The 26,635-nt window shown below is 54.5% G+C and carries 23 protein-coding genes and 1 tRNA gene; 15 read left to right on the top strand and 9 right to left on the bottom strand.

Annotation, left to right across the window (positions count from 1 at the left end; translation table 11 throughout):
* Positions 1 to 277 precede the first annotated feature (277 nt).
* The 7 genes from JET14_RS09570 (at position 278) to JET14_RS09600 (ending at position 10,941) form a co-directional block, all read left to right on the top strand.
* Positions 278 to 1,645: a tyrosine-type recombinase/integrase gene (locus JET14_RS09570; RefSeq protein WP_200337803.1), complete on the top strand. Its 1,368-nt coding sequence runs from the start codon at positions 278 to 280 to the stop codon at positions 1,643 to 1,645.
* 75 nt (positions 1,646 to 1,720) lie between these two features.
* Entirely contained in the window at positions 1,721 to 2,113 is a 393-nt protein-coding gene (locus tag JET14_RS09575; protein ID WP_200337804.1) for a hypothetical protein, read from the top strand.
* Positions 2,114 to 2,335: 222 nt separating this feature from the next.
* A complete protein-coding gene (locus JET14_RS09580) occupies positions 2,336 to 4,663 on the top strand; it encodes a YecA family protein (protein ID WP_200337805.1) in 2,328 nt (775 codons plus the stop codon).
* A 140-nt stretch (positions 4,664 to 4,803) separates the two neighbouring features.
* Positions 4,804 to 8,070 (top strand): hypothetical protein, encoded by a 3,267-nt coding sequence (locus JET14_RS09585; protein ID WP_200337806.1) that lies wholly within the window; start codon positions 4,804 to 4,806, stop codon positions 8,068 to 8,070.
* Positions 8,071 to 8,793: 723 nt separating this feature from the next.
* Positions 8,794 to 9,669 carry a phage integrase N-terminal domain-containing protein gene (locus JET14_RS09590; RefSeq protein WP_200337807.1) on the top strand — a complete coding sequence of 292 codons (876 nt, stop codon included), beginning with the start codon at positions 8,794 to 8,796 and terminating at the stop codon, positions 9,667 to 9,669.
* On the top strand, positions 9,666 to 9,968 hold the full coding sequence (locus tag JET14_RS09595) for a hypothetical protein (RefSeq protein ID WP_200337808.1): 303 nt from the start codon (positions 9,666 to 9,668) through the stop codon (positions 9,966 to 9,968). The genes JET14_RS09590 and JET14_RS09595 overlap by 4 nt, the downstream gene beginning before the upstream one ends.
* 247 nt (positions 9,969 to 10,215) lie before the next feature.
* On the top strand, positions 10,216 to 10,941 hold the full coding sequence (locus tag JET14_RS09600) for a hypothetical protein (RefSeq protein ID WP_200337809.1): 726 nt from the start codon (positions 10,216 to 10,218) through the stop codon (positions 10,939 to 10,941).
* Positions 10,942 to 11,621: 680 nt separating this feature from the next.
* Here JET14_RS09600 and JET14_RS09605 read toward each other — a convergent pair.
* Positions 11,622 to 12,137, bottom strand: coding sequence for an antirestriction protein ArdA (locus tag JET14_RS09605; protein WP_200337810.1), 516 nt, complete (start codon positions 12,135 to 12,137; stop codon positions 11,622 to 11,624).
* Positions 12,134 to 12,337: a hypothetical protein gene (locus JET14_RS09610; RefSeq protein ID WP_200337811.1), complete on the bottom strand. Its 204-nt coding sequence runs from the start codon at positions 12,335 to 12,337 to the stop codon at positions 12,134 to 12,136. Before JET14_RS09610 ends, JET14_RS09605 begins: the two co-directional genes overlap by 4 nt.
* A gap of 485 nt (positions 12,338 to 12,822) precedes the next feature.
* Here JET14_RS09610 and JET14_RS09615 point away from each other — a divergent pair, with 485 nt between their 5' ends.
* Positions 12,823 to 14,085 carry an abortive infection family protein gene (locus tag JET14_RS09615; RefSeq protein WP_200337812.1) on the top strand — a complete coding sequence of 421 codons (1,263 nt, stop codon included), beginning with the start codon at positions 12,823 to 12,825 and terminating at the stop codon, positions 14,083 to 14,085.
* A gap of 13 nt (positions 14,086 to 14,098) precedes the next feature.
* On the opposite strand, the gene JET14_RS09620 is transcribed toward JET14_RS09615, so the two are convergent.
* From JET14_RS09620 to JET14_RS09630, 3 genes are read right to left on the bottom strand one after another with little or no spacing between them, the layout of a single operon-like run.
* Complete coding sequence (locus JET14_RS09620; protein WP_200337813.1) at positions 14,099 to 15,076, bottom strand: toll/interleukin-1 receptor domain-containing protein; 978 nt, start codon at positions 15,074 to 15,076, stop codon at positions 14,099 to 14,101.
* On the bottom strand, positions 15,073 to 15,600 hold the full coding sequence (locus JET14_RS09625; RefSeq protein WP_200337814.1) for a hypothetical protein: 528 nt from the start codon (positions 15,598 to 15,600) through the stop codon (positions 15,073 to 15,075). Before JET14_RS09625 ends, JET14_RS09620 begins: the two co-directional genes overlap by 4 nt.
* Before the next feature lie 21 nt (positions 15,601 to 15,621).
* A complete protein-coding gene (locus JET14_RS09630) occupies positions 15,622 to 15,867 on the bottom strand; it encodes a DUF2188 domain-containing protein (protein ID WP_200337815.1) in 246 nt (81 codons plus the stop codon).
* A gap of 167 nt (positions 15,868 to 16,034) precedes the next feature.
* Here JET14_RS09630 and JET14_RS09635 point away from each other — a divergent pair, with 167 nt between their 5' ends.
* The 5 genes from JET14_RS09635 to JET14_RS09655 all read left to right on the top strand — a co-directional run bounded on the left by JET14_RS09635 (position 16,035) and on the right by JET14_RS09655 (position 20,130).
* Complete coding sequence (locus JET14_RS09635) at positions 16,035 to 16,244, top strand: hypothetical protein (RefSeq protein ID WP_200337816.1); 210 nt, start codon at positions 16,035 to 16,037, stop codon at positions 16,242 to 16,244.
* 5 nt (positions 16,245 to 16,249) lie between these two features.
* Positions 16,250 to 16,831, top strand: coding sequence for a Fic/DOC family protein (locus tag JET14_RS09640; RefSeq protein ID WP_200337817.1), 582 nt, complete (start codon positions 16,250 to 16,252; stop codon positions 16,829 to 16,831).
* A 423-nt stretch (positions 16,832 to 17,254) separates the two neighbouring features.
* Positions 17,255 to 18,961, top strand: coding sequence for a type IV secretory system conjugative DNA transfer family protein (locus tag JET14_RS09645; RefSeq protein ID WP_200337818.1), 1,707 nt, complete (start codon positions 17,255 to 17,257; stop codon positions 18,959 to 18,961).
* Entirely contained in the window at positions 18,946 to 19,869 is a 924-nt protein-coding gene (locus tag JET14_RS09650) for a M48 family metalloprotease (protein ID WP_200337819.1), read from the top strand. Before JET14_RS09645 ends, JET14_RS09650 begins: the two co-directional genes overlap by 16 nt.
* A gap of 48 nt (positions 19,870 to 19,917) precedes the next feature.
* Positions 19,918 to 20,130: a hypothetical protein gene (locus tag JET14_RS09655; RefSeq protein WP_200337820.1), complete on the top strand. Its 213-nt coding sequence runs from the start codon at positions 19,918 to 19,920 to the stop codon at positions 20,128 to 20,130.
* Here JET14_RS09655 and JET14_RS09660 read toward each other — a convergent pair.
* From JET14_RS09660 to JET14_RS09670, 3 genes are all read right to left on the bottom strand, one after another.
* Complete coding sequence (locus JET14_RS09660; RefSeq protein ID WP_200337821.1) at positions 20,127 to 21,734, bottom strand: MobA/MobL family protein; 1,608 nt, start codon at positions 21,732 to 21,734, stop codon at positions 20,127 to 20,129. The two genes, JET14_RS09655 and JET14_RS09660, sit on opposite strands and share 4 nt — an antisense overlap.
* Positions 21,735 to 21,815: 81 nt before the next feature.
* On the bottom strand, positions 21,816 to 22,955 hold the full coding sequence (locus tag JET14_RS09665; protein ID WP_200337822.1) for a tyrosine-type recombinase/integrase: 1,140 nt from the start codon (positions 22,953 to 22,955) through the stop codon (positions 21,816 to 21,818).
* Between the two features lie 86 nt (positions 22,956 to 23,041).
* Positions 23,042 to 23,117, bottom strand: a tRNA-Lys gene (locus JET14_RS09670).
* Between the two features lie 346 nt (positions 23,118 to 23,463).
* On the opposite strand from JET14_RS09670, the gene JET14_RS09675 reads away from it, so the two are divergent.
* Both JET14_RS09675 and JET14_RS09680 read left to right on the top strand, forming a co-directional pair.
* Positions 23,464 to 24,198, top strand: a complete 735-nt coding sequence (locus JET14_RS09675) for a cytochrome c biogenesis CcdA family protein (protein ID WP_200337823.1) — start codon at positions 23,464 to 23,466, stop codon at positions 24,196 to 24,198.
* Between the two features lie 27 nt (positions 24,199 to 24,225).
* Complete coding sequence (locus tag JET14_RS09680; RefSeq protein ID WP_200337824.1) at positions 24,226 to 25,176, top strand: AEC family transporter; 951 nt, start codon at positions 24,226 to 24,228, stop codon at positions 25,174 to 25,176.
* Between the two features lie 99 nt (positions 25,177 to 25,275).
* On the opposite strand, the gene JET14_RS09685 is transcribed toward JET14_RS09680, so the two are convergent.
* A complete protein-coding gene (locus JET14_RS09685) occupies positions 25,276 to 26,460 on the bottom strand; it encodes a UbiH/UbiF family hydroxylase (RefSeq protein WP_200337825.1) in 1,185 nt (394 codons plus the stop codon).
* Positions 26,461 to 26,635: the final 175 nt, after the last annotated feature.

The following is a 26,635-nucleotide window of genomic DNA, read 5'->3' on the forward strand; positions in this document are numbered from 1 at the left end:
GTTAGCGCCGATCAATTGGTTACACCACGGTTACATAAACTTGATGAAATTTTATGGGTATTTGCTAAGCTATTGAAAAATATGGTGGCGGTTCAGGGACTCGAACCCCGGACACACGGATTATGATTGTGACAAATATGCAACACTGGTAAAATGGCAGGTTGCACAAGCATTTGAAAATCATCATTTTTCTAAAAATGATGCGTGCTTTAGTTGCACCAATACTCTATTAAATTGTATAATCCGGTTACATGAGCGTTACACGGCACCCGTTCTAATGGCTCAGATATTTCTTACAGACGAGCTGGTGAGGACTGCTACCTGCCCAGCTTCAAAACAGCAGGAGATCATCTGGGATTGCCCCATCGGAGGAAATGGGAAAGTTCGGCATGGCGCAATTGCCGGGCTCGGTCTGCGGGTCACCTGTAGCGGCAAAAAAGCCTTCGTTCATGCCTTCCGCTTTAACGGTAAACGCGTTCGCCATGTGCTGGGTGATGCGCGCATCCTGTCGGTCGCTTCCGCCCGTATGATGGTGCTGAAGCGCGAGCTGAATATCAACGACGGTCGCAACCCGGCAGCAGACTATACGGATTACCGGCAGGTCCACACCATGACTGTCCGGGAGCTCATCACCGAATACCATACCGGCAAGCTGCATCGGCTGAGCCCTGCGCATCAACGAAGCTTCCGGTCATTGGTTGCACCGTGGTTGATACTCGAAGGCGCACCAGCCAAAGGGGGGCCGCGCCGACGGCCACAGCAAGCGTTCGGCACTAAATACGCGGACTGCAGCGCCGAGCAGGTGACCCCGCGTATGGTGGCCGCCTTTGTGAATGCGATCACCAGCGACTATCAGGCAAACGCGGCACTTCGGCACGTCAAGTCGATGTACAACTGGGCACTGAAGATGCAGCTCATCGACATGCGCAATCCTGCCGACCCGATCGATCTGCGGCACACGGTGCGCCACCGGCGCGACTACACTCTCCCGCAAATCCGCAAACTGGTGCATGTGATTTTCAATCCACCGCAGGATGACCTGCCGATAATTGAGGAACAGACCGGCCTGGCCAAACGGGATGCGGTGCTCGTCCATAACAAAGCCGTGCAGATGAACCAGCAGATGGTGGAGTTCTGCGCCTATATGGGCATCCTGCTGCTGACAATGGCGCGCCCGAACGAGGTCCGCCAGGCCGAGTTCGACCATTTCGACCTGGAACAGCTGATCTGGCATAAACATAATACCAAAGGCCTGAAGCTGTCCCGCAGCGTGTCAGAATATGCCTATCGATCCGTCCCGATCCATCCGCGCGTGGCGGATCTGGTCATTGCCCAGCGCCAACGCTGGCCCGATGCCAAACACGTATTTCCATGCCACATCGACCACTCAAAGAGCCGCAATAATTTTCAGAAGATTTCCAAACGCTTTCGCGATCATCCTGATGTCCCGGATTACTTCCAGCTATACGATCTCAAACGGATCGCGATTTCCCTAATGCTGACCGGGCAGGGGGTATCAAGAGACGCTGTCTCCCACTACGTCGACCACAAAGGCAACATCGAGACCACCATGATCTACGACCTCGGCCTGGTCGACCCACTGCGCCCCGTCACCGAAAAACTCGGATCACTTCTCGGCATATAACGTTGACGTCATTTCCAGCCCGTGCGGCAATACCCTAGCGACCTCGCATCCTCCCAACCAACGAAAGCCACCACCATGGAAGCCCTGCAAGCGGTTGTCCTGACCAACGCCCAACTGCGCGATCTGCTGGAACAAGCCGGTCAACGCGCCGCCGAGCTCACCGTCTCTCAGCTCCGCCACGAGCTCACCCAGACCCCGGAAGACCTCACCCTCAAAGACCTGCGCAGCTACCTGACCGATCCCACCACGATCCTCAACCCGCGCGACCGCTGGGCGCATAACGGCATCATCCGCAACATCCAGCCCACGAACACCAACAAACCCAAATCCACCGCCTGGTTCATGAAGTTTCAGAGAGAGTCCGGCCTCGCCGACTGCACCTTCCGCCAAAGCCCCGTCAACGGCCGCCGCAAGGAATGGACCTTTGCGGACATCAGACTTGCCTGGAACGCCTACTACCGGCGCTGATGCGGCACCTTTGCCGCCACCTCACCATTTGCCCTTCCCAAGCCACCGACAGGCCGACTGGCAGGGTCAAGGCCTTGCCGCACAGCGGGCCGAAGGCGCCTTGACGCTGTCAGTCGGTCTGTCACAACGGAAGAAGGGGAAACTACCGCTATTTTTTGTAAATATCCTTTGGCTTTTTGTTCTGTTTTGTTTTGAATACATGCAAACGGAGGGGTAAGTTTCATGGCCGCTAATAATCTCGATAAATCAATCGTTTCTTTGCAAAGAGAGATGGAAGATATTGCAGCGGAAATGCGCGATTTGATCCGCTCGATGCCACCTCACGACCTCCTTGGTTATCTCTATTCCCGTTATCTATTCAAAGCTATGGCAGGGGGAGTCGAAGAGGGTGGTGACCAAGAATTCGATGGCCCATGTGATTTAATCAACGAAAATCAGTTCTTACTTGAATACGTTCACGCTGTACTTGCCTCAGACGTGGAGCCTGCAGATACAAAGTTCGATGAGGCGCTTTGTACCCAGTTGTTTCAACTCGCGAGAAAGCTGCTAGCCAGAGCAATGGATTTCGCGATAGCCACTTCCGTCGATAGTAAGAATGGAGCATTTGGCCCCGACACGAGGGAAATCGAATATCGAGCGAAAGCCAATTGGGTATTGCTGCGCGGAAATCGGTATCAAGTGCTGGAAGGAGAATTCTATCGCTATGTGCTGACACCTCATGAGGATGTTTTACACGAAGTCTATGGGGTAGGTGCCGCTGAGATCGCAGAAGGGTTTCAGGACATGGCCGATGCGATGCGTAGCGGTCATGTTGCAGCCATGGCGGAAATGATGAAGCAATTTGAGGCCGCGCAGGCTTTCTCTCAAGAGCAAAATAGGCCTTTGGAAGATGTCGTTGATGAATTGAAGGATTCTGGCGCTCTAAACCTCAAAGCCGCGAGTCATGCAATGGAGGATATGTTTAGAGGAGGAGTCTCGAACGTAAGTCGCCATACGGAATTGCCGGAATTACTCTTGTCCGACCTTGCATATCAACGAGGAGAAGAAACAGAGTTTTTTGCTGCTGGAGATCTTTCTGGAACTCCGTACCGGACGCTGCCAGCACGCAAAAAACCCTTAATCCAGTTGGAAAATGGCTACTATGCCATTGATCCGTGTTCGATGAGAGATGCGGGGTATCGCACTCTACTCTATAATCTCCTTCAACGAAAACCCGATTACAAAGAGCTCTTCAAAGAGCGTCAGAAGGCGATGAGTGAAGCTGCATTCGCCGATATTCTGGCTTTTCAACTCCCTGATGCAACTGTACTGAATGAAGTTTACTACAAAGATCCTAAAACGAAGCAATGGTGTGAGAATGACACCTTGATCCTATTGGATGATGTCTTGTTTTTGGTCGAAGCAAAAGCGGGCGCGGCGGCCACGATTGCATCACCGGCGCTTGATTTTGGCCGTCACGCCCAGTCGGTAAAGGATCTCGTAATCAAAGCGTATCAGCAATGCGAGAGATTCTTTAACTATCTGAACTCTGCAGACGAGGTGACGCTCTATCACTTGGTGGATGGGGAGTACAAAGAATGTGGTCGCGTCCGTCGTGCTGACTATCGGTTGATGATTCCGATCGGCCTGACGGTCGAGTCGTTCTCTCCATTTTCAGCCTTTTGCAAGGAGCTGCCAGATATTGAACCGTTGCTTGGGAAACATGCGTTCATCTCGCTTTCAATCGATGATTTGTTCGTACTGAAGCGATTTCTCAGCACACCAGGTCAATTTGTTCATTACATGGAGGTTCGACAAACAGTCGCTGGAACACGTCGCGCTCATTTGTTCGACGAGTTTGACCATTTGGGCGCCTACCTAACAAAGAACCGTTTTGATCAAGATTTGGTTGATCAATTGAAAGGCAATGACCTCGTTCTGTGGGATCGTATGAGCGAGGTCATCGACAAATGCTTTGAGGGGCCAGATTGGGAAGGTGAGCCGCTGCCTAGCCAAACATTCCCAGATGAACTGCTAAGATTACTTAAAGCTATAGGCACTACTCGCTCACCTGGCTGGCTTTCGGCTGAAGGTCGTATTCGCGATTTAGGTGAGGAGGGACGAGATGAATTTGCGCAGAGCCTTCATGAGCTTCGCTTAACATTGCCAGAGCGGTCTTTCCGATATTTTGTTCTTTCGAAAGACAACTTGCCGATTTTTTTGTGGCTTCAAAGACATGGAACTGACGTCGATTGGCAAACAGTTAATGACAAAGCAAGTGCAGCTTCTTTGGCATTCGACCTCGCCAATCCAATAGGGCTGCTGATCGATGTAAGTCCTGATGGACAGTATCACAGCGCTGAAACCTTTTCGGTGAGTGTTCCAGCCGCGCAAACCGCCGAAAACAAGCATGTTTACGAAGATGCAAGGCAAATGAAAGAACGCGGCCGACGGGTTGGCAACCAGAGGCCAACGAAAAGAGCTCGCCCGGTCAAGCGCAAGAAAATTGGGCGCAATGAGCTGTGTCCATGCGGCAGCGGCAAGAAGTACAAAAAATGCCATGGACGCTAACTGTGATAAAAGGGGATTTTTTACCGTATTATTTGTAATATAAAGTTTAGAACAATTATTTTTTACAGAAATATATTTTCGCGTAAATTTTGGCTTCAATTTTTAGGTCTGTGATAAGATTCTCTTATGAGGAAAGATGCATGAATCGCCTGCCTACGCCTTCAGAGCTGATGAGAAGCAAACGTCCCTATCTTTATTCAGATAGCGAATGCACGGATGCCTATAGGTTGAGCGAAACTGAGCTGAGCCATCATCTGGAAACGCTCACGGCGCGCAACCAGCATAAAGATTTTGAAGTGTTTTGCCGCAAATTAAGCGAGCGTGAACTTTGCCCGAACTTACGTCCTCAAACAGGGCCGGAAGGCGGTGGAGATGGTAAGGTCGACACTGAAACATACCCCGTTGATGAACAAATTTCAGAACGCTGGTATGTTGGTGATGGCAAGAGCGGGGCTGAGCGTTGGGGATTTGCGTTCAGCACAAAGAAAGTTTGGTCCGAAAAGGTGCGGTCTGACGTCAAAGGAATCGTCGATACAGAGCGCGATTATGGCCGGATCATATTTATCACGAGTCGTCCCACTCGGCAGCGTGACCGACTTCGAATCCAAGATGAACTGAAAGAGCAATACGGCATCAGTGTTACGATTCTCGACCGAGAATGGATCATTGATCGTGTATTTTCTCATAGTCATAAGGACTTAGTTCATGAGCACTTAAAAGCTGGGGAATATCAACCTGATAGGATCAAGTTGGGTCCGAGAGATTTTAAGCGTCAGCAAACGTTAGATGAGTTGGAAGCCCGGTTGGTAAAGCAGGGGTCAACCGTTCAAGAGCAGACGCAGGCAGTCACTGACACGTTTGAAGCTGCACGACTTTCAAGAGAACTTGAAAAGCCTAGGTTCGAGACCGAAGGTCGCTTTTCAAGGGCAATTACGTACGCGAAGAAATACGGTATGACCTATCAACATTTACGTGCAGTGTACGAATATGCCTGGACCGCGTTTTGGTGGTTCGACGATGTCGAGATTATGAATCAGCAATACGAGGAAGTGGAGAAAATAGCGTTTGCGAGCGAGCATGCGGTCCATATTGCGAAAGTGTGCAATCTCCATCAAATTTTAGCTGGTCGGGTGTCAAAAGGGTATGAAACTTCTGAAGAACTTTTTTTTGTTGAGAGGACAAAACGGCTCAAGGATAAGCTGGAAGATTTAGCCGCAGACGGGTCACGACCCAGTAACGCTTTGCATGCAGAGACGTTACTTGTTTTTCGGCGCATGAGCGAAAATACTCTTTTAGGAGAGCAACGAGATTTTGATTCTATCTGGTTGGATCTGATCGATATTATTCATCGAGCTGCGGGGTTGGCCGAATATCCAGCAGATCTAATTGAAGCAATGGTCAACGCTATTGCTGAATTCATGCCAGATAGCGAAGCCTTTGACCGCCTCGTGGAAACCCTAGCTGAATTCATGGCCGACCGCAGTAAGGAGGTCAAAGCTGGAACCTTCTACCTTCAGCAAGGGGAACGTAAGCTTAATGCGGAAAAACCCATCGACGGCATTAAATGGCTCGGTCGTGCCGTCCTCTACCTTTCAAAGGATGAAAGTAGAGAGGATCAGGCAAAAGCACTTTACTATCTGACAGTGGGTTATCGTGGGGCTGGCCTTTATTGGGCCGCCCGGGCCGCTGTTTTAGCTGCGATCATTCAGTATTTGGCTCTTTCCGAGATTGAAGGAAAATTGCGGGTTGAGACCATTCCCGCTCTTAACCTTTTCGCGTTGGTGTCTTTACAGTTGGGTCATGTTTTCGATTTCCTCAGTGCAGTTCGTTTTCTGCAAGCTATCGGTCGTAGCGCGCCGCTTGATGAGGACAGCGAAGCAATGTTGAATACCAAGCTCACCGAGCTTGATAGGTTGCTTTCATGCCTATTTATAGTTCAGCCGTCTGAGCAAGTCCGACGACTGCAGGGACTACCTGATGTGTTGGAAGGGCTGATGTTGTTTTCAGCGCGCTTAACACTACTCTATCGCCTTGGGCACATTGATGCATTGAGAGCAGATGGATCGATCCCCAAAGAGGAAAAAGACGAAGATTTCTATGAAATGATGACGTTGCTCGCGTCGCAGCCTGCATGCCGCAGCCTTCCGAAGAGCGTCGTTCTATTTGATGATATGTTCAGTGGTGTTCAAACCAAAATATTGGGCGTTGATATCGAAATTGAGACCTCAAGCATACTTGAAGGAGTGCTGCAAGCGGAGACATATGCAGCTGCGATTGAGGGGTTTTCTGCTACTTTGCTCAATACCGACGTTCTCCCTCATACGGAAAAGCTGAAAGTCCGAATTCGTCAACTCGACGATATCCAGGATGCATCAATTACAGTAGACGACAATCGTGTAATGGAAGTGAGTGTCCCAACCAATTGGCAACTTACTGATTTTTCCAACATCGGGAATTACAACGAACATATCATTTCATATTGCATCCATGCTTTAGTAAGTGTGGCAGTAATTGGAAATCCTGAAAAGACCATTGAAGAATTAGTTCAAGTCGAGAATGGTCTTGAACGAGCTACAATGTTTTGTCGCGCAGGTATCGCGAGGAATAGAGTTTTTGGTACACATGCGGGAAGCATTTCCGATTGGAGTGACTTCGTTGGACAGCCTTTCCCGATGACTTCAAATGCACCTGATTCTCCGGCGATCAACGAACTGCCTCCTCGCGCAGCGGGTGATGAAGAGGAACGGCCCCAAGGTTTTGATGAGATTCGCAGGCACGATGACATTGTGGTTCAAGCAATCATCAACCCTCGGCTTTGGGACGCAGCAGAATGGAAGGGTATGATGTACGGCGTGTCCGCGCTGGGAGAGCCTCCCGTTCTGGGCTTGATGTTCGCGAATTCTTCAAAAGGAGAAGCAATTTTTGGAGAATGGATAGAGCGTTTTGGGAAGGAAGACACCCACGATGCACTCCATATCTCTGTGATCAAGGGCATAGATCGCCAAAATCCATTCCATTACCGAGGGCACATTACCCAGAATCTATTTGCGTTAACAGGTCTATCTGGAAAGACACTTGTTAATACATCCCGAATGAATACCATGACAGTAGAAAATCATGCAAACCTTGATCGTTTCTGTGAGCACTTGGAAGCCTCTGGTGCATATTATCTTGTTCCCGTTGCTCTAGATGGTGTTGGCACTCCTAACTTGCTAATGGAACAGGCGATCTTGAAGAGACAATTCAATGTACGAGAGGCTTGGGAGATCGGCCCACATGATATTGATGCTGTTGCTGTCCGGTCCGACGACGACGTAGTAGTGCCTGTAGGAGAAGGCACCCCACCTTTCTTTGAGCTTGTCAGGCAGCGCGAAGGAAAGCAAAAGAAGTCGCCTTCTGATAAGTAATAGGTGGCCCGAATTGGGGTCTTTCGTGTGGCTAAAACTCTGATGCCGGCTTCACCGGGCAGGGGCGTTGCGGGCTCTCCCTCAGAAGGGGTGGCGTAAAACCGTTCTCCACGGGTTGCAGACAGGGGAAGGCGTTCCCCTCACGCACTTACGCGCCATCACCACGATCAGCGTTGCGGAGCCACCGACCGTGTTGTCCGACGTCCTATGTCGGACAGGGCGGGCGGCGGCGTGTTCCGTCACTACCGTGACATCAGGTAGTGACGGAACCCACCACACCCCATGATACCTGCGGTTTCAGCACAAATGCCCGCGCGTTACGCATCGATGACGCACCCGTCCCGATCATTTTCTGCATAAATTTGTGGCACATATCAGCGGCTTGCGCCAGCATGACTCCCGGATCAAGTGCCAAACGCGATCCATCTTACCCTACCGTTTCACCACTCACGAAAGGAGAGCACATGCCTGCTCACCACAGCCGCGCGCCACCTCGGCTGCGCTAAACCCGACACGTGTCGCCCGTCGGCGGAGCGTACCGGTGCCCAACAGGGCAAACCAGTATGGCCGGTCCCCAGACCGGTCAAGGGAGGCTTTTTACCGCACGAAAGGAGAACCTACGCATTCCGGCCAGTCCGCGAATGTAACGTCGCGGGGTGACCTGATCCAAGGACAGGCATCGGCCATCAACACTCAGCAACCACTCAATGGAAGCAAGGAAAGATGGACGATCTGACAATGGACCTGACACGGCTGTGCCGCCGTAATCGGGATGGCTCTTATGGCACACAGGCAAACAGACTGCGCGGTCTCACCGCCATGGCCAACGAGCTCCGGGAGCTCGGCTACCGGATGCCCGCCGCAAAATCACTCAAATCCAAACACGTTGACGCCCTTGTCGAGAAATGGCTCGACAACGAGCATACCGACGCCACGATCCGCAACCGGCTCACCTGGCTGCGCTGGTGGGCAGAGAAGGTCGACAAGTCCAACGTGATCCACCGCGACAACGCCCGCTACGGCGTCAACGACCGCACCAACGCAACCCGCAACCGCGCCAAACAGTTCAGCCAGGAGAAGTTCAACAAACTGACCTGCCCGTACATCAAGGGTGCGATCCTGCTGCAGGCCCATTTCGGCCTGCGCCGGGAGGAGGCGATGAAGTTCCGGCCACAGTACGCGATCGGCCGGGACCTAATCAGCCTTAAAGCCAGCTGGACCAAAGGCGGCCGCCCGCGCGTCATCCCCATAACCACCCTCCAGCAACGACAGGTCCTGCAACACCTGCAGAAGCTGGTGCCCGGCGATGGCTCCCTGATCCCACCGCAGCTGACCTATGTCGAACAGCTCAAACAGTACGAGTACCAGACGCTGAAAGCCGGGATGCGCAACACCCACGGGTTCCGGCATACCTATGCCCAGCAACGCTACAAGGTGCTGACCGGCCAGCCATGCCCCATCAACGGCGGCAAGCTCTGGCAGGACATGACTCCGGAAGAGAAGACCGCTGACCGCACAGCCCGCCAGACCATCGCCCTTGAGCTCGGCCACGGCCGCATCAGCATCACCGATACCTATCTGGGGAGTGCCGCCCGATGAAACGCGCCGAAAGTACGTACCTCATGGCCACCAGGGCCCGCGACACTTACGCCGCCACTCTGTTCGGCCTCGCCAACATCGCCACCGAGATCGACAACGCAGCCTCCCAGGGCTACCGCGAATACCGCATCGAACAACAGCTGCCGTTCGACCTCAAACAGACCGAAGCCGCCCAACAACTGGAAAAATGGCTGGAAGAGCAGGGGTTCCGGTACAGGTGGCGCAGCACCATCATGGTCATCGACCCGATCTGTCGCCCACCTTCCATCGAATACCCTGAACTGGTGATCGAGTGGTAACACTGATCCTCATTACCATCGTCATTCTGATACTGGCCACAGAGCTCGTGGGGCTCGTGGCCAGTATGGCATGGCTCTTAAATGCATTGCTGGTCATGTTTTGGCGACCTGTGTGGATTTATGGCAACAACCTCTCAAAAAAAACATAAAATGGAATAAATTCAGTGAAGAAAGCTAGGATACGCCTTGAAATTAAGAGCCTGCCTGCAAGTTAATGCAAAAAAGGAGATCGAAGTTCGATATCGCCATGACCGCAGTTGTTTTTTTGCTTATAGCTATTCCTTTAGCAGTTTTTGCGCTTGCGCCGATTAGGCATGCAAACATGGCAAGCTCATGGAAGAATGATAAGTTAGATTTTATTTTGAGCAAGCACAGAGTGCTTAGCTTGAAAAGCTTCTGGGTTGAGAGGAGCGATAGAAGATTTAGTATATCTGCGGTATTGGATGAATGGATTAATTCTATAAATTTTATAATTGCGTTTATTACAATCTGCCTATTTACGATTTACATCGGCTCATCCATTAGTGAATTGTCGAACATTAGTGATTTGTCGAATACGATTGGTTATAAATTTGAAAAATTATTTATTTATTCCCTTTTTGTGAATTTTTCTTTAACATTCTTACATATATTGTGGATCCTCTTCCAATTTAGGTGGAATTGGGTACCGACATCACGTTTAGTTCGAAAAAGAGCCGTTGCGGAAGCCGCAGCGGCGGGTTCCGAGTTGGCTCATCTTGAGGTGAACAAGGAGGGACCAATGAAAGATTCATTATTAGTGCAGCAGCCGTTGTCTGATGAAGAATACGATCGATACCTTGCTGATCCAGCTTTTCAGAAGGCCGTTGCGCAAATGGTAAATGATCGGCTAAAAAATGCTGCGGATGTCGATCCCTATGATCAGGGACCAACAGACGAAGAAGTGCTCGTGGAGTTTTTGGCGAGTAAAAGATTATATCAGCGGGGAAACTAGTCCCCGCTTTTTGCTGCGGCCGGCCATTATGTTGATTTTATGTTATCATGGAACTTCGTTATGTCGTGCACGACATATTATCGAACACGGATTCAGGCCGTCACCCGCTAGAAGAAATTGGTTAGGCACTGGGAACTATTTTTTTCAGGAAGCATATGACCTTAGCCAAGAGTGGTCTGAATCGGTTTGTAGACGATTGCGTATTAATCATAAAGAGGATGGTGAACCTGACGGATATACGAATGCTGTAATCAGGGCTACTATTGATATTAAATATGGCATTGATTTAATACAAAATACTCATTGGAAATTGCTTCGGAAAATTTACGAGGCGCATGAGCCAGCCTTGAGGTCCTTGCGGCAAAACGGAGTAGATACACTGGTTCGGCCTATGCGGTCAGATGAGCTTAAACTAGACTTAAGCCACCCACTAGACCACCGTCTTGTCGATTTACTAGTTGCAACTGAACGTAAGCTGCGAGAAATTCGAAATTTACCTGCCCCAACTTTAGTTAGGTCCGCATTTATTGAGGGAAGCCCATTACATCGTAGCTCTTGGATATTTGATAAATCAGCGGTAATTGTTTCAGTTGTAGATCAGAGTTGCATCAAGGATATGGAAATTATTTCTTCTGGATATCGGAGTTAGATTCTTATATCTCCGTTGAACTGCGCTTAGCTCACCCTCCGATGAGGATGAGCTCACGCTCGATTTCCACGATATCGCCATTCAGCACCATATCCCGTCCCATGCGCTCGTAATCGATGTAGTATTCGAGCTGCTGCGGCAGCTCGTAACAATCGGCCACCAGCTCGGCGGCATAGTCTGCCGCACTATCGCGATACAGCCAGTAGTCATCCCATTGCCCGGCGATCTCGCCAACGGCGACACCGAGCCCAGCCAGATGGCAGGCGATAACATACCGGTCATCCACGTCATCGATCTCGTCAACGAGCTCGAACCAGTCTGCCAGACTGGCCTGACTGACGCTCAACGCGTTGAACAGCTCGGCATAGTCACCATCAATGTACTGCAGCTCGAACTCTTCGACAGGGAAGCCAAAGCGATCGACGGCTTTGGCAGCCTTGTCCTGATAGTCAGCCAGATCGGTGAAGTAGAACCCGACGGCATCGATGTTGTAAGGCTGGGCGAAGTACACGGACTCCGCCCCCATTCCCAGGCTAACGGTGTTCATACGTCCGCCTCCTTGGCCTTGATCTTGCGCACAACCGTGCGGCCTTCAACCAGCGGCGTGTAGTTGATGATCAGGTTCATGCCGTCGCCGTCCTGATGCCGCCAGCCGATCCCGATCTTGGTCCAGCGTGCCTTGTCCTTTTCACCCACGACGTGGAAGACTTCGTGGGACGGGATTTTCGGTGTGTATTGTTTTGCCATTGGTGCATTTCCTCTGTTGGTTATGCCGGCCACCCATGCGGCCGGTCGCCAACGCAACGAGGATGATCTTCGAGGGCCAAGTGCATGGTCTTCTCGGGAGACCGCTTGCGGTGGAAGACCATTGCGCGCGAACCGGATCAGCCCAGCTTGGCGAATAAACCGGCCAAGGGAAGCCCGGCTCCACACCTGAGGAATGCACCGCAAACACCACACCGCCCGACCCACATATCCACCGTGGGCAGGGCAGCACCCCACCAATCGGACCGGCGCATCAAAGCAAGACAGAACCAAACATCCTACAACCGATGAAGGCCACGCGTGCGCAAGCGGGCAGGGAGGGGGCAGCACCGGTGTGGGGGGAAGGGGGAGAATGTGGGTTAGGTTGCAATCAATGTTTGCCGAGTGTTCTAATATAGGTCAAAATATCAAACACCTAGCAAGAAAATGACCATGCCTCGCGGCGGTGTAAATTGAGGCCTACAACATTGAGCTATATTGACGAACAGTTTGAAACCTATCTTTCGACGGCAGCCGAATTGCTCGCTGCTGAAGGTATGTCAGAGGCAGTGGATGTCTTACGGCGAGCGGTCCCGAAGGTTGATCAAACCGGATATGACAACTGGAACGGTGGAACGGATATTTGGACGATTTTTCTTCGGATCGAGCCGGCGCGATACGCGCAGTTGGGCACAAATCGTGAAGCACTGGAAGAGCAAGTCAGTCAGCGAATAGAATCGATCGTTAGGCAGTATACCGACGACTGGTTCAGTGTAAAAATCGTTCCTGAGGCCAGACCACGGCCGGATTGGCGTCAACAGAGTGATGATATATCGCGGTTAGCGAAACAAAATATCCTTGATGGGCTTAAAATCGAAAATGTGAAGTGGAGCGGATGCCTCGAAGAGGTGGAATTTCTGCAACGGCTTTATGATCTTAAATCCATGGCATCGTATGATAGCCGTTTTCCTGATGCTGCAGGCGACATATGGCAGCATCGCGTGAATAATCCGGAAGACTGGGATGACGACTGGATCTACAACGACGAAAGATTCAATCTGCTCAAAGGTCCTACGGACCAGTTTCTGAGATTTCTATGTGAGATCGTGCATCCGGTGGTGCGCCCGGATCGGAACGAGGCGCTGAAATTGGTTCAGCAATTCAACGATCAGCTAAGGCCTGTAGGGTGGCAGTTAGTCGAAGTTGAAAAGATCGCAGGGCGCCCCCGTTTCGTTGCTCAAAGGGTGGAAAATGCTGGTGGCCGTTCAATCTCACGCGCAAGAAATGTTGCGGACGCCTTGGATGCAGGCTGGATGCAAAAAGAGATCGAGCGCCTGGAAAACGCAGTCGATCGTGATCCGGCGCTGGCCATTGGAACCGCAAAAGATCTCGTCGAAACATGTTGCAAAAGCATCTTGGCAAAACGCGGTGTCAAAATTTCTCGTTCAGCTAGCCTGCCCGAGTTGACCAAAGCACTTTCCAAAGAGTTGAAGCTCGTTCCAGAAGGTATTCCAGATGAAGCAAAAGGAGCGGAAAAAGTTCGTCTCATTCTGCAAAATCTATCAGCATTGACAAAATATCTCGCGGAGTTGCGCGGTCTATACGGTACGGGACACGGACGTGATGGCAAACATCGCGGTCTTGAGCCTCGTCATGCACGGTTGGCAGTTGGCGCTGCCGTAACCTTTATTGATTTCGCTACAGAGACGTATCGAGAGCGCTACCCAGAAAAGAACAGCGGTCAGAAATAGAACCCCGCCGACTTCACTGCAGCGGCCACATCAGCATGGACCAGAACAATTCTGCCGCGCCTTCCGTGCTGAGTTTCGCCTTGTCTTGTCGATTATAAAAGCCAGCGCCCATCAGGGGTTTGAAGTAGAGGTCCTGGTCGTCGTTTTCGACAGACAGGTTCTCATTGACACTACCGTCTGAAGCGCTGTCGTTCGCGGAATAAGTGATACCCCTTCCAAACATGCCTCCCAACATGATCTTGCACCGTGAAATAGCCTTGCCATCAGCGTAAATCACACAGGTAAAGCGATTGGCATCTATTTGCCGAAAGCGTCCCTCAATACCGGGATTCCGATCTGCCAACTCCTTTAGCGAGTTCTCAAAGAAGCGGCTCATAAAGGCAAAGCTATCTTCCAGAAAACGTTCCCGGTCAGCATCCGAGAACGTTTTTTTGACACGCATATTGCTAGAGCGGGCCGAGGCATGGGGCGAGGAGACCGTTTCCGGCTCGGCAAAACCAAACTTGGCTGCAGATGGGGCCTGCTGCGTGGCTTCCTGTTGTTTTGGGCTTGCTCCCATTGCCGCAAGTGCCCGACGGATATGACCAACCACATCAGTGTAGGCTTCATCAATGTCCGCCCAAGATTTGATAGGCTTGCCATCAGTTGGCGCAGCCAACAGCTTGGCAAAGGGGGCGTTTTGCCAATCGCAGTGCCGGAGGATGACAGGAATGACCCGAGATGTCCGTTCATGATGCCGTTCAAGAGCCCGTTTCATCTCGATATCGTAGCAATAGCGCGACGCGATGAAATCAGAACTGACCAGCAGGAGAATGACATCGGCCTGCTCGAGGTTTTCGTCAATGGCAGTGTCAAGTTCGTCGCCCGCCGGAATCCGCCGGTCGTGCCATGTATCGATCAGCCCTTCGTGCTTCATCGCAGCCAGATGTTTTTCAAGGGTATCGCGAAATGTTTCGTCAGCGTGGGAGTATGAAAAAAAGAGTTTGGTCATGAATTCTGGGGCGCTTTCCATTCAAAGCTGGCAACGGTAATGGCTTTTTCATGCGGTTCCGAATTCGGAAGGGTTAGGCACCATTTACCGAAGAATACAGCGCTGCGCAGTTCTTCTACCAGATCGATGAGCCTGCCTGTCTCAAGATCAAAACTAGCCTGACGCGGTCTGAAGCTGCTGTGCTTTTCACGGACTCGCATCAGCCAGCGATTATGATGTCGGCTAATGCAGCCTGGCGCACTGAATATCCTGTCGGGTTGAGTTTCAAACCCGCAGAAAGGATCAATAACGAGGGACGGTTGGGCGACAAAGGCCAAAACCTGATAGCTCTCAGGGCTGTTGATAATCGAATAAGCGGGAATGGCTTCGTTCAGTACAATAATCGCGCGTGCTCCCTCATTGCCTTCAATATCCGCGACCAGGCCGAGTGCATCAGCGTCTCTGCCATACTCCACCACGCGTACGAGTTGGCGTGGCTCGCAATCAGCCAGATTTTTGATCGAACAACTTGGTAGAATATTCATGAAGTGCAAAACCTCCGTTGATCAGCCTTTGGACTTTCTGGGGTCTTTGGAGCGGGGGAATGTCCGTTCTTCCTGATATTTCCCATCCTGTTTCTGGATTTTTACTGACCCACCGGATTTGCCCAGAGCGTCCGAAAGAGCACCGCCTTTGGTCGCTTCGGACTTGCTTTCAAAGCGCTTCGTGGCTCGATCGGCACCATCCTGCTTCAGAACCCAATCCTTTTTTGCCTCATCATGCGACAGTGTATACTTTGGTAATTTCGACATGTTTTCCTCCCCTTGGAATACATGAAAAGTATAATTGGCAATGCAAATTTTAGCCAGAATTTTTGAACTAAAGAACAGGGTGCAGTTTTTTGGACCGTCAGGGACATCTTGCGCCGGGGCCCATAAATAGATAGGCATGAAGCCATAAAAGATGGTATTTTGAAAGCATGGCAAAGAGCACAAAAATCAGTCGTTCTGCAGTTTCCGGGAAATTTATCACCCGGCCTATCGGTGCGGGCAAAGCGGAGCGTTTTGCGGCGGTTGAGGGGCTGTCCCTCAAGCCTGCGTCAAGATCACTTTCCAAGAGTTTGGCGTCGTCCAATCTTAAAGGGGATGCCTATCGTACTGCGGTCACGAAGGCGTTCAAGAAGGGCTGAGTGTCGTGTCGCGCTATGATGCGATCGAAGACCCTTTGTGCTTTCCCGGCACTCAGGTTCTGCGCAACAAGGCTGATCTGCGGGATCAGGATGAGCTCGACGAGTTCGAACAGCTGATGTTCCATTCGCGGGCCGAAGAGGACCTGCCGGATGGTGATCTGAATTTTTCCCATTACTGCGCCGTCCATCGACACTTTTTCCAGGATGTTTATAGCTGGGCAGGGCAGGTGCGAACAATCCGCACCAGCAAAGGCGGCAGCATGTTCTGCTATCCCGAGCATATCGAAACGGAAGCGACAAAGCTGTTCTCCAAACTGGCCCGGAAGGGCTGTCTGGCCGAGGTAGGGGATGAAGATGAGTTCGCGACCGAAGCCGCATGGTTTCTGTCGGAGCTCAACGCAATTCATCCGTTCCGAGAGGGTAATGGTCGTTCACAGCTTGTCTATCTGACGATGCTGGCTCGAAACGCCGGATATGAGCTGCATGAAGATAACCTGCAGCCGGATGCGTTTCTGCAAGCCATGATCGATAGCTTTAACGGCACTCTTGATCCGCTGAGAACTCAGATACGCTCTTTATTGGATTGATATGCGGGCTCGCAAGGTCGGTCGTGTTCATGCCCGCCTACGGCACCCGCGCTGCGGCCGGTAACGGCCTTGCTGCGGGCACCGCAGCAGAGCCCGGCAGAGCCGGGCGCATCTTGCGAAGAGTGCGACGTTCGAAGGTAAAATACGGACACGGCGAGTCGCACGGAGGGGGTGCAGGGGGTATCCCCCGCCGCACTTCGGGGTTCGGGACGGTCGCTTCGCGCCGTTTCGAACGCCGCAATGTTGCATTTCGCCGGGTTCCCGGCTGAGGCAACATGTAAGTGCGCTTTTACTGCATTTGACGGGACCTGATGCCCGTCAAGAGAGCGGTCTTCATAAAAGCTACCGCAGGTATTTACAACCCTGCGTCAACCTGCTTCGATTACCTGCAATATCCAGCATATACTGGGGGGTTGATGCAGGATGAGCGGGGACGATCCGTTTGCGGACCTGACAAAAATGCCGGTCAAGCTTGGCGGGACCGAGCCATTGCGGCTGGGCGATACCATTCGCTCGTCACAGGCGATGGTGCAAACCGCGACCAAGATCGGCCGCAACCTCAAGGCCGCGTCACTGCGCCGCCAGCTCCTGCAGCAAGGCTATGATCCGATCACGGTCGATACCGTCGTCTCGGCGGTACTCAAGGGCGAGCCCTATGAGGGTATTATCGCCGCCGCCAACCGCACCCTGGCGCTTCTCCAACAGCAAGCCGAGCTTCTGCGCAACCCACCTAAAATTCATGGCTCCGCTGCATGGTCCAGCGGCAGCGATCTGGCAGATGCCGGACTGCTGAATGACGCCGATGAAACGCCTGACGGGATTTATTTCGGGCGGGACAAGGCAACCGGCAAACCAATCCACTGGAATGGCGAAAGCCACCTGCTGACCCTTGCGCCGACCCGCACGGGCAAGGGCGCGATGCAGATCATTCCGAACCTGCTGCGCTATCGCGGCTCTGCCGTGGTGTTGGACCCCAAGGGCGAGCTGGTCGAAGCCACAGGCAGGTGGCGCGACGAAAACGTCGGCCCGGTCTATATCCTCAATCCGTTCGAGGAAGGGAAACTGAAAACATTCACCGACGGGTTTAACCCGCTGGACACGATTAACAACGACCGTGACGCCACCAAACTGGCGGAAATGATCTACCCGCGCCAGCAGGATGACAAACAGCCGTTCTTCGCCAATGAGGCGATCGGCTTTCTGGCGGGTGCTTTGCTCTATTACGCCCACTATGCCGACCCCGCCGAACGCAATATCGGCGCCCTGCGGGACCGCGTGTCCGGCTATGACAGGGACTTCACCAGCCTGCTGAAGGATATGCGCGGCACAGATGACCCATTTATCCGCAACGCCGCCAAAGCCGTCGAGAGCAAGACACGCGACGTCGGTATTCCCCGGTTGATCGAAAGTATCGGCCAGCATATGAGTATCTGGGACACCAAGGGACTGCGCCGCGCCACCGCGCGTTCCGATTTTCTGTTTGAGGGCCTGAAAGAACGCAACATCACGGTCTATCTGGTGCTGCCGTTCGATGCGATTGGCCCGTACTCCACATTTGTGCAGATGGTCTTCGCCAACGCTCTGGACGCCATGCTGCGCAACAAGACCAAGCCGGATATCCCGGTCCTGTTCCTGCTGGATGAATTTCTGATGCTGGATGCCTCCGACCGGTTTGTCAGCGCATTGAGGACACATGCCGGGGCAGGGGTGCGGCTGTGGTTCTTCCTGCAGGATATGGCCACGCTCAAGCAGAAATACCCGACCAACTGGCAATCTTTCATGCAAGCCGAAGCCAAGTCATTCTTCGGCACGGATGACCACGAAACCAGCCAGTATATCTCCGACCATCTGGGCAAGGACACCAAGGCCCTGCTGATGCCGGGGTCGGTCGGGACATCGCTGGGCGGCGGCTCGGCGTCGTATTCCATCAACGAAGCCCTGTCACTGCACGGCCGCGAGCTGATGACGCCGCAGGAAGTCGAAACGTTCATGGCGTCGCATAACCCGGCCAAACCGCGCAACGCCTTGCATTTCTTCAGGGGAGGGCTGCGCGTGAAAGCAGACCTCATCCCCTGGCATCTCGACCCGATCGCCAGCAAAAGGTGTGGACTGACATGGAACAGGAAATAACGCAGCCCCCGACAATCGACGCCAGCCGACTTGCCAATCCGATGACCCGAACCGTGCTTTTCCTGATGGTGGGTGCCGCCATCGGGGGCATCATCGGTATTGTGGTGGAGTTTCTTGGCCTCTTGTTCGGCATGAGTGCCACCCCGTTGGCGGTGATCTTCCTGACCCTGCTGCCGCTCGCCATGGCGACCATGGCGGTTCAGTTGCTCTGGGTCTTTCTCGGCTTGCCCGTGTGGACCTATGTGGGCGGCAAGTTTTTTGCCAACCGGGTGGGCGGACAGTCCGGCAAAGTCGCCAAAGACCTCAAGATCACGTTCCTGCCGGAAGGGCATCCGATTTACGACAAGGTGCAGGCCATGGCGCAGTCGATGGGATTGCCACCGGTCCGCTACGTCGGCCATTTCGAGGACCACAGCATCAACGCGTTTGCCTGCGGCCAATCCCGCGAGAATGCCATGATTGCCTTCACGCGCGGCTGCATCGAAAAGACCACCGGCGACCAGTTCGAAGCCATCTTGGCGCACGAGCTCGGCCATATCGCCAGCAATGATATGCAGCGCATGACCTATGCCTATGGCGTGCGGGACTCGCTGACGTTCTTTCTGGTGTTCCGCAAACTCAAAATGCTGGCGCTGAAGCTGTTCACCTTCGTCTCCGAAATGGAGATCATGCGCTTTTCCCGTCAACGGGAGTTTTATGCGGATGCCATCGGAGCCAGCCTGACCAGTCCACAAGCCATGATTGGAGCGCTGGAAGCAATCAAAGCCGATGACGGCAAGCCACGCCACGCGCTGGCCGCCTATGAAAACCTGATGTTCAATGGCCTGCTACACAGCCATCCGCCGCTCGACAAGCGCATCGAGGCTATCCGCAACGAGACCTACATCAAGCAATTACCACATAAATAATCAGGTTTTTGTTCGCGCTTTGTTTCAGGCTGTTTTATCATAGGCAGCATGAAATTCAGTCCGTCGATCCGTTTCAACCTCGAATACATGCTGGCATGGTTCGTGGTTCGGGTGCTGCGGCTGAACATTCCGTGGTGCATGCGCACCTACAAGGAATTTCAGCTGCTGGTGCATGATGTCCGTTCAGCCGAGCCTAAAGGCCGTCGTGAAGCTCTCATGATGGAAGAGCTTGGCCGGGAGCTGGAGCGCTCGCGCCGCTAGCGCTTCCACTGCCTTTCTTCTTCGTGCCGTTCGGCCGCACGCCGGGCGTCGCGTTCTTTCTCAACGGCTTCCTTCGTCACTTGATAGGATTCAGTGACGTTGCGCCGCGCCTCGCGGGCTTCCTCTCGCTCCAGTGTTGAATGCTGGAAGGTTGCCCGCCACGAATCCTTGGTCGGGCTGATCCGGTTAGGCTCACGAACCAACACTTCCAGCGCTCGCTTTTCTCCCATATCCTTCAAGGCCAGATTGAAGCGCTTGATGGCATGCTCCGGGTCTTTGAAGATGCGGCGGAACTGCTCGTCCGTGTGGGCATACTTCAGCAAACGGTCAGCTTCAGCCTTGCCCAGCGTGTCGCGCAGGATCTCAGTCGTGTGATCCGATTTCAGATATTCTTCTTCGTACCGGCGTTCCATGCCTGCTGCATAATCATCCCAGTCTTTGCGCTCCAGATAGGCAAGGCGCTCTTCCAGTATCTGCTTTTCAACGCGTTGAACCTCGGCATCGCCATGTTTGCGGGCTTCTGCCAGGCGCTCGCTCTCGGACTGGGTAACGGGCAGGCGCGCAGCGTCATCGCGCCGCATGCCTTCTTCATCGCGCTGGCGCTCTTCTTCCTGACGCTGCCGTTCTTCCGGTGTCGGCTCGCTCCCTTCCTGTTCAGGTTCAAGCCTTATAACACGTGGCTGACGCGCTTCTTCCTGTTCCTGCCATTTACGCTTGATCCAGTCTTCAAAATGGCCATCGTCGTGCCGAAACTCCCGCTTGGGTTCGGGGTGGTCCGCGATGTAGCGCTTCAGCTCCTCGCGTTCTTCCCGTGAGAAGCTCCATTCCGGCGCGTTCGTGCGCGGCGGCCAGTCACTGAGCGCGGTCAGATGCGGGTAACGTTCAATATCTTCAGGGGTAGGGCGTTGACGCATGGATATCTCCCTCATCCAGCTGCGATCGGGACGGCGACGTCCCCGGTGAGTGCCTGCCACTTTGGCGATGCCGCGTGCCTTGTAGCTGCGATGGTCAAACCGCACGCCCGCTCCGGCTGCGGCCAGAAACAGATTGCAGGTGTCGGCCCACAGGGCGCGCGTGTCATCGACAAAGGACTTTTTGTTCAGTGCGGCCAACTTGGCTTTGGCAAAGCCGGTGCTTTCCAGCACACGGGTCGCCAACAGCAGGTGGCAGTGCGGATTGGTGCCATCGGCGTTGTTGTGAATGGCGTAGTGGACCGGCAGACCCATGGCGACAAACCGCGCAGCGAAGGTTTCCATCAGCGCGGGCCAATGCTGCGCATCAAGGTCGCGCGGAATGGCCACTTCCAGACTTTTGGCAAGACGGGCATCCTTGCGCCGCTCGGCAGCTTCCACCGCATTCCACAAGCCCGTGCGGTTACTGGCCCAGTCCGGTGCGTCGGACGGGTGCAGGATTGCTTCGTGGACAATATCGGTATCCTGCCGGGTATAGCGATGAATCCGCCCGGTGCGCTCATCCTTGATCCGCGTACGGGACAGGTAGGCCGCCGCCGCGACAACAGAATGGGGATTATCGGCAGGCCCGTTGCCGCGCGAAACATTCTTCACACGGCAGTGTATCGGCTCTATCCGGATAACCTGATCCACACCAGAAACCTTCGGTAGCAACGACTGACGTTACTTTGCCGTTATGAATCCTGGATTGCAACAAGATGATTCGACAACCGATCATGCTTTTCGTCGCACGTTGATGGCCCTGGCATCCAGTGTGTTCTTGAGATGCACGGCATAGTGCTTTTCGATCATCTCGACGCTGGTGCGGCAGTTCTTGGCGATCTGGTAGATATCGGCACCTTCCAGCAGGCGGAGGCAGATATAGGTATGCCGCAGGCTGTAAGCCGACCGGCGATTGCCTTCGCGATCGAATTTGAGGTCACAGTCGGTGAGCGCCCGGTTGAACTGCTTCTTGTGATCTTGCGGGAACACGAGATCAGTTGGTCGCGGACGATTGCGCTCGACCAGCCGTTTGAAGGGCTGAACCGCGCCGTGCGTACTCTTGCAATACCCGACACCCCGTTTGCCGCGCACTTCGATCAGCAAGATCGGGTCGTCACCCTCTTCGCCTTCATCAAGCGTCACATCACGGTACTCCAGACTATTGGCCTCATCCGGCCGCAGGCCAGTGTTGGCCATGAAGAGAATATAGTCATGCAGCTGTTCGGCGGCGTGCTGCCAGTTCAGCCCCACGGCTGACTTGGCGCGTTCACGTGTGTAGGTGTAGAGCTTCTTGTACTCTTCCCGCGAAAACCACGCCCGATGGCTGATTTTTCCTGAAGCCCGGTAGGGGGCTGAGAAGTCGGGCAGGTGGGCTAGCCAGCCGTGCCGCAGGGCGGTTTTCATAACTTGCCGCAGTGTGACGGTTTCATGGTGGAGGGTGCTGCGGGTCGGCACCTTGCCGGTGTCTGCGTTCGGCTGTAGGCGAATGATTCGGTAATCCTGCACCATGCCTGCGGTGATCTGGGACAGCGGCTTGTCGCCAAAGTAGGGGATCAGGTGATTCCTGAGGCGGGCGGCGTGATCCTTGACATAGCGCGGATTACGTTCACCGTTGGTGATCGCCTCGTATTCCAGTAGAAACTGTTTGGCGGCATCGGCAAAGGTGCGCTCGGCGGTCAATTGACCGACCCGGCTTTTGCCGCGTAGCTCAAAATACCAGTCTTCAGCGAACTCCTTGGCTTGCGCCAGGCTATCTGTTTTGGTGCTGACGCGCCACTTTTTGCCTTCCAGCCGGGCCTGTGCCTGCCAGACCGAACTGTTCTCGCGGCGGTAAATTCTGACCTTGTCACCCAGTATGTAATGCGAGCCCATGACACCCTCGAAACTGTGTCCACTGTGTGTCCGGGTATTTTAGGCTATTTCTGAGAGGATGTGTAGGCCTAAAGCCTTGATTTTGTTGGTGAGCGCGCAGGGGTTCGAACCCTGGACCTACTGATTAAAAGTCAGTTGCTCTACCGGCTGAGCTACGCGCTCCCTCGTCCGGCGCCTGTGCAAAGGGCCAGCGGAAAGTGGGCGGAACATAGAAAGGGTCTTTGCGAAGGTCAACCCGGAAATTCGGCTTGTAACGACAATTCGGCGTCACGGAAACTTTGCCGAAAGGTGATTGGAATTGATCGGCGCTCTGGTTTATGAAGCCGGCGGGTCCCGCGTCGCATGTGTTGCTGGTTGAACGATGCGCGCCGGCGCCGGCGCCCGCTTCCGCGCAGGTCAGGGACCGGTGGTGAGGCGGGAACACGGCAATAAGATAAAACAAGGCCTTAGGGGATTCTTCTGAATCTGTTTGTTAGAATTCCCTGGCTGGCAAACGGGAGAATACCTGGTGTCGATTGGTGATATCTCGCTGTGGACCGCGCTATTTGCCGGCGCGCTGTCCTTTCTGTCTCCCTGCGTGTTGCCGCTGGTGCCGCCTTATCTGTGCTACATGGCCGGGATCTCGATCGACCAGTTCAAGGGCGACACCAAGGTCCGGCCGGCAAGCGTTCTCCTGCCGGCGCTGTTCTTCACCCTCGGCTTCGCGACGGTTTTCGTGGCGCTCGGCGCAGGGGCATCGTCGATCGGCCAGTTGCTGCGGCAATATATGGATATCCTCGCCAAGGTCGGCGGCGTGATCATCATCATCATGGGGCTGAATTTCCTCGGCGTGTTGAGAATCCCGTTCCTGTCGCGCGAGGCGCGGTTTCACGGCGGCGGAAAGCCGGCAAGCATTTCCGGCGCCTATGTGATGGGGCTTGCCTTCGCCTTTGGCTGGACGCCGTGCATCGGTCCGGTTCTGGGGGCGATCCTCGCGGTGGCGGCGACCAAGGCGACCGTTGCCAACGGCGCTGTGCTGCTGGCGATCTATTCGCTCGGCCTTGCCGTGCCCTTCTGGATCGCGGCGCTGTTTTCGGGCGCCTTCATGCGCTTCCTCTCGCGCTTTCGAAGACATCTGGGCGCGGTGGAAAAAACTATGGGCGCGCTGCTGATTCTCACCGGGCTCGCCTTTCTTTTCGGCTTCATTGCGGATATGGCGATCTGGTTCCAGCAGACCTTCCCCGTTCTCTCGCAAATCGGCTAGGGCCTGCGAAACCCGGGGTTTCGCGCAATGTCAGGCATTTTCCAGCTTCTCTTTCCGTTCTTCGGGCTGATCGCCGTCGGCTTCATCGCCGCGAAGATCATCAGGCAGAAGGAGGAGGGGCTCGTCTGGCTCAATATCTTCATCGTCTATGCCGCCCTTCCGGCGCTGTTCTTCAAGCTCGTCTCGAACACGCCCTTCGACCAACTGACAAGGCTTGATTTCATATCGGTCGACCTGATGGCGACCTACAGCGTCTTTCTGGCCCTGTTTGCCGCCGGCTATTTCTGGAAGCGCAACGGCGTGCGCGAAAGCACGATCCAGGCCTTTGCCGGTTCCTACGGTAATATCGGCTATATGGGGCCGGGGCTTGCTCTTCTGGCTTTGGGAGAGGCGGCGGCCGTGCCGGTGGCGTTGATCGTCTGTTTCGAAAACGCCCTGCATTTCATCGTGGCGCCGACGGTGATGGCGGTGGCTGAAGGCGGGACCGTGCGCAAGAGCGCGCTTGCCCGCCAGGTGCTGGCAAAGGCGCTGCTGCATCCCTTCATCATTGCCACCGCGCTCGGCTTTGCGGTTGCGGCGACAGGCGCCCCCGTGCCGGAAGCCTTCGACAGACTGGTCGACTATCTGGCGCAGGCGGCCGCGCCCTGCGCGCTCTTCGCCATGGGCGTGACGCTTGCTCTCAGGCCGGTGAAACGCGTGCCGGCTGAGATCGGCTATATCGTGCCCGCCAAGCTCGTCCTTCACCCGCTTCTGGTCTATGCCTTCATGATGATCCATGGCGGCTTCGATCCGGTCTGGGTCGAGGCGGCGGTGCTGCTGGCGGCGCTGCCCACGGCCACCAATGTCTTCGTCATCGCCCAGCAATACGGCATCTGGTACGAGCGCGCCTCGGCGACGATCCTGATCACCACCGTCTGCTCGGCCGCCACGCTTGCCGTGCTCCTGGCGCTGATCGACGGGAGCGTGATCCCGCTCTAGCGCATCGGCTCGAAAATCGGAATCGATTTTCGAAAAGAACGATGCGCAGATTCAATAAGTTAGAGCGTCCTTTGTGCGTCCTAAAGGACGCAAGGCGCTCTAGCCCGCAAAGAGCGCCTTGACGCCTCTGAGCGGCTCCACGCCTTCGCGCATGGCGAACTGGCGCAGCGGCGGCACGGCCGACAGCATGTAAAGTCCGGCCGAACGGGCAAGCTGGGCGGGAATGAAATCGGCGAGCAGCGAACGGTTCAGCAAATCGACGCTCGCCGTCCTGCTCCAGACGTCCGAGCGACGCATGAAGTCATAGCGCTCGCCGGTCCGCGAAGAGATCTTAGAGCCGTCGATGCCGTCCAGCATACGGGCGAGGCGCATGATGTCGCGCAGCGAAAGATTGAGCCCCTGCGCGCCGATCGGCGGAAACGCATGGGCGGCCTCGCCGACGAGAACCATCCGGCCCTTGCCGAAGCGGTTCGCCACCATGGAGGAGAGCGGCCATTTCTGCACCGGCCCTTCGACCGAAACGCTACCGAGCAGCGATTGCATGCGCTCTTCGATGGCTTGAGCAATCTCTTCCTCGGGGCGGGCGGCCATGGCTTCCGCGGCCGGCGTGTCCATCACCCAGACGAGGCTGGAGCGGTGCCTGTCCGGCAGCGGCACCTGGGTGAAGGGGCCGCCGCGGGTGTGAAACTCCGTCGAGATATCGTCATGGGCGAGCGCATGAGCGAAATTGAGCACAACGGCGGACTGCTTGTAGGTCCATTGCCTGACGGAAATGCCGGCGCTTTCGCGCACCTTCGAACGCCGCCCGTCTGCGCCGACCGCGAGATCGGCCGAAATCGCTTCGCCGTCGGCAAGCGTCAGCGAAACCGCGTCCTTGCCTGCAAGGACCGTCTCGGCGCTGCTTTCGAGATGAGCAATGTTGGGTTCGCCCCGCACCGCATCCGCAAGTCTGGCGACGAGAACCCTGTTGGGAATATTGTAGCCGAAAGCCTCAAGATCGATCTCGGCGGATCGGAAGGCGACCGTTGGCGCCCGCACAAGCCGGCCCGTGCCGTCGATGATGCGCATGGTTTTCAGGGGCGCCGCCTCCGGCTTGATCGCCTGCCAGAGGCCGAGACGGGCGAGAAGCGCGATCGAGTGATCCATCAGCGCCGTGGTGCGGTGGTCGCTCACCCTCGGCGCAGGCGCGACAAGCGCGACCTTTCGTCCGGCGCGGGCAAGCGCCAGCGCGGAAATCATTCCGGCAGGTCCGCCGCCGACAACGGCAATCTCATAATCCGACATCTGAAAAACCTCGTCTCAACCGGGAACCGTCAGCATCCGATATAATGCGGCTTTCCCGGTTTTGCCGCGAAAAATTATGGAAAAACATGTTTTTTTTGTACCTCGGGCCGGTTCTGGTGCATTGTGGGGGTATCGAGGCCACAGGGCCGTTTCAGGCCGGAACGTGACGGAAATC

This window comes from Martelella lutilitoris, from assembly GCF_016598595.1.
In the GTDB taxonomy this organism is placed as follows: domain Bacteria; phylum Pseudomonadota; class Alphaproteobacteria; order Rhizobiales; family Rhizobiaceae; genus Martelella; species Martelella lutilitoris_A.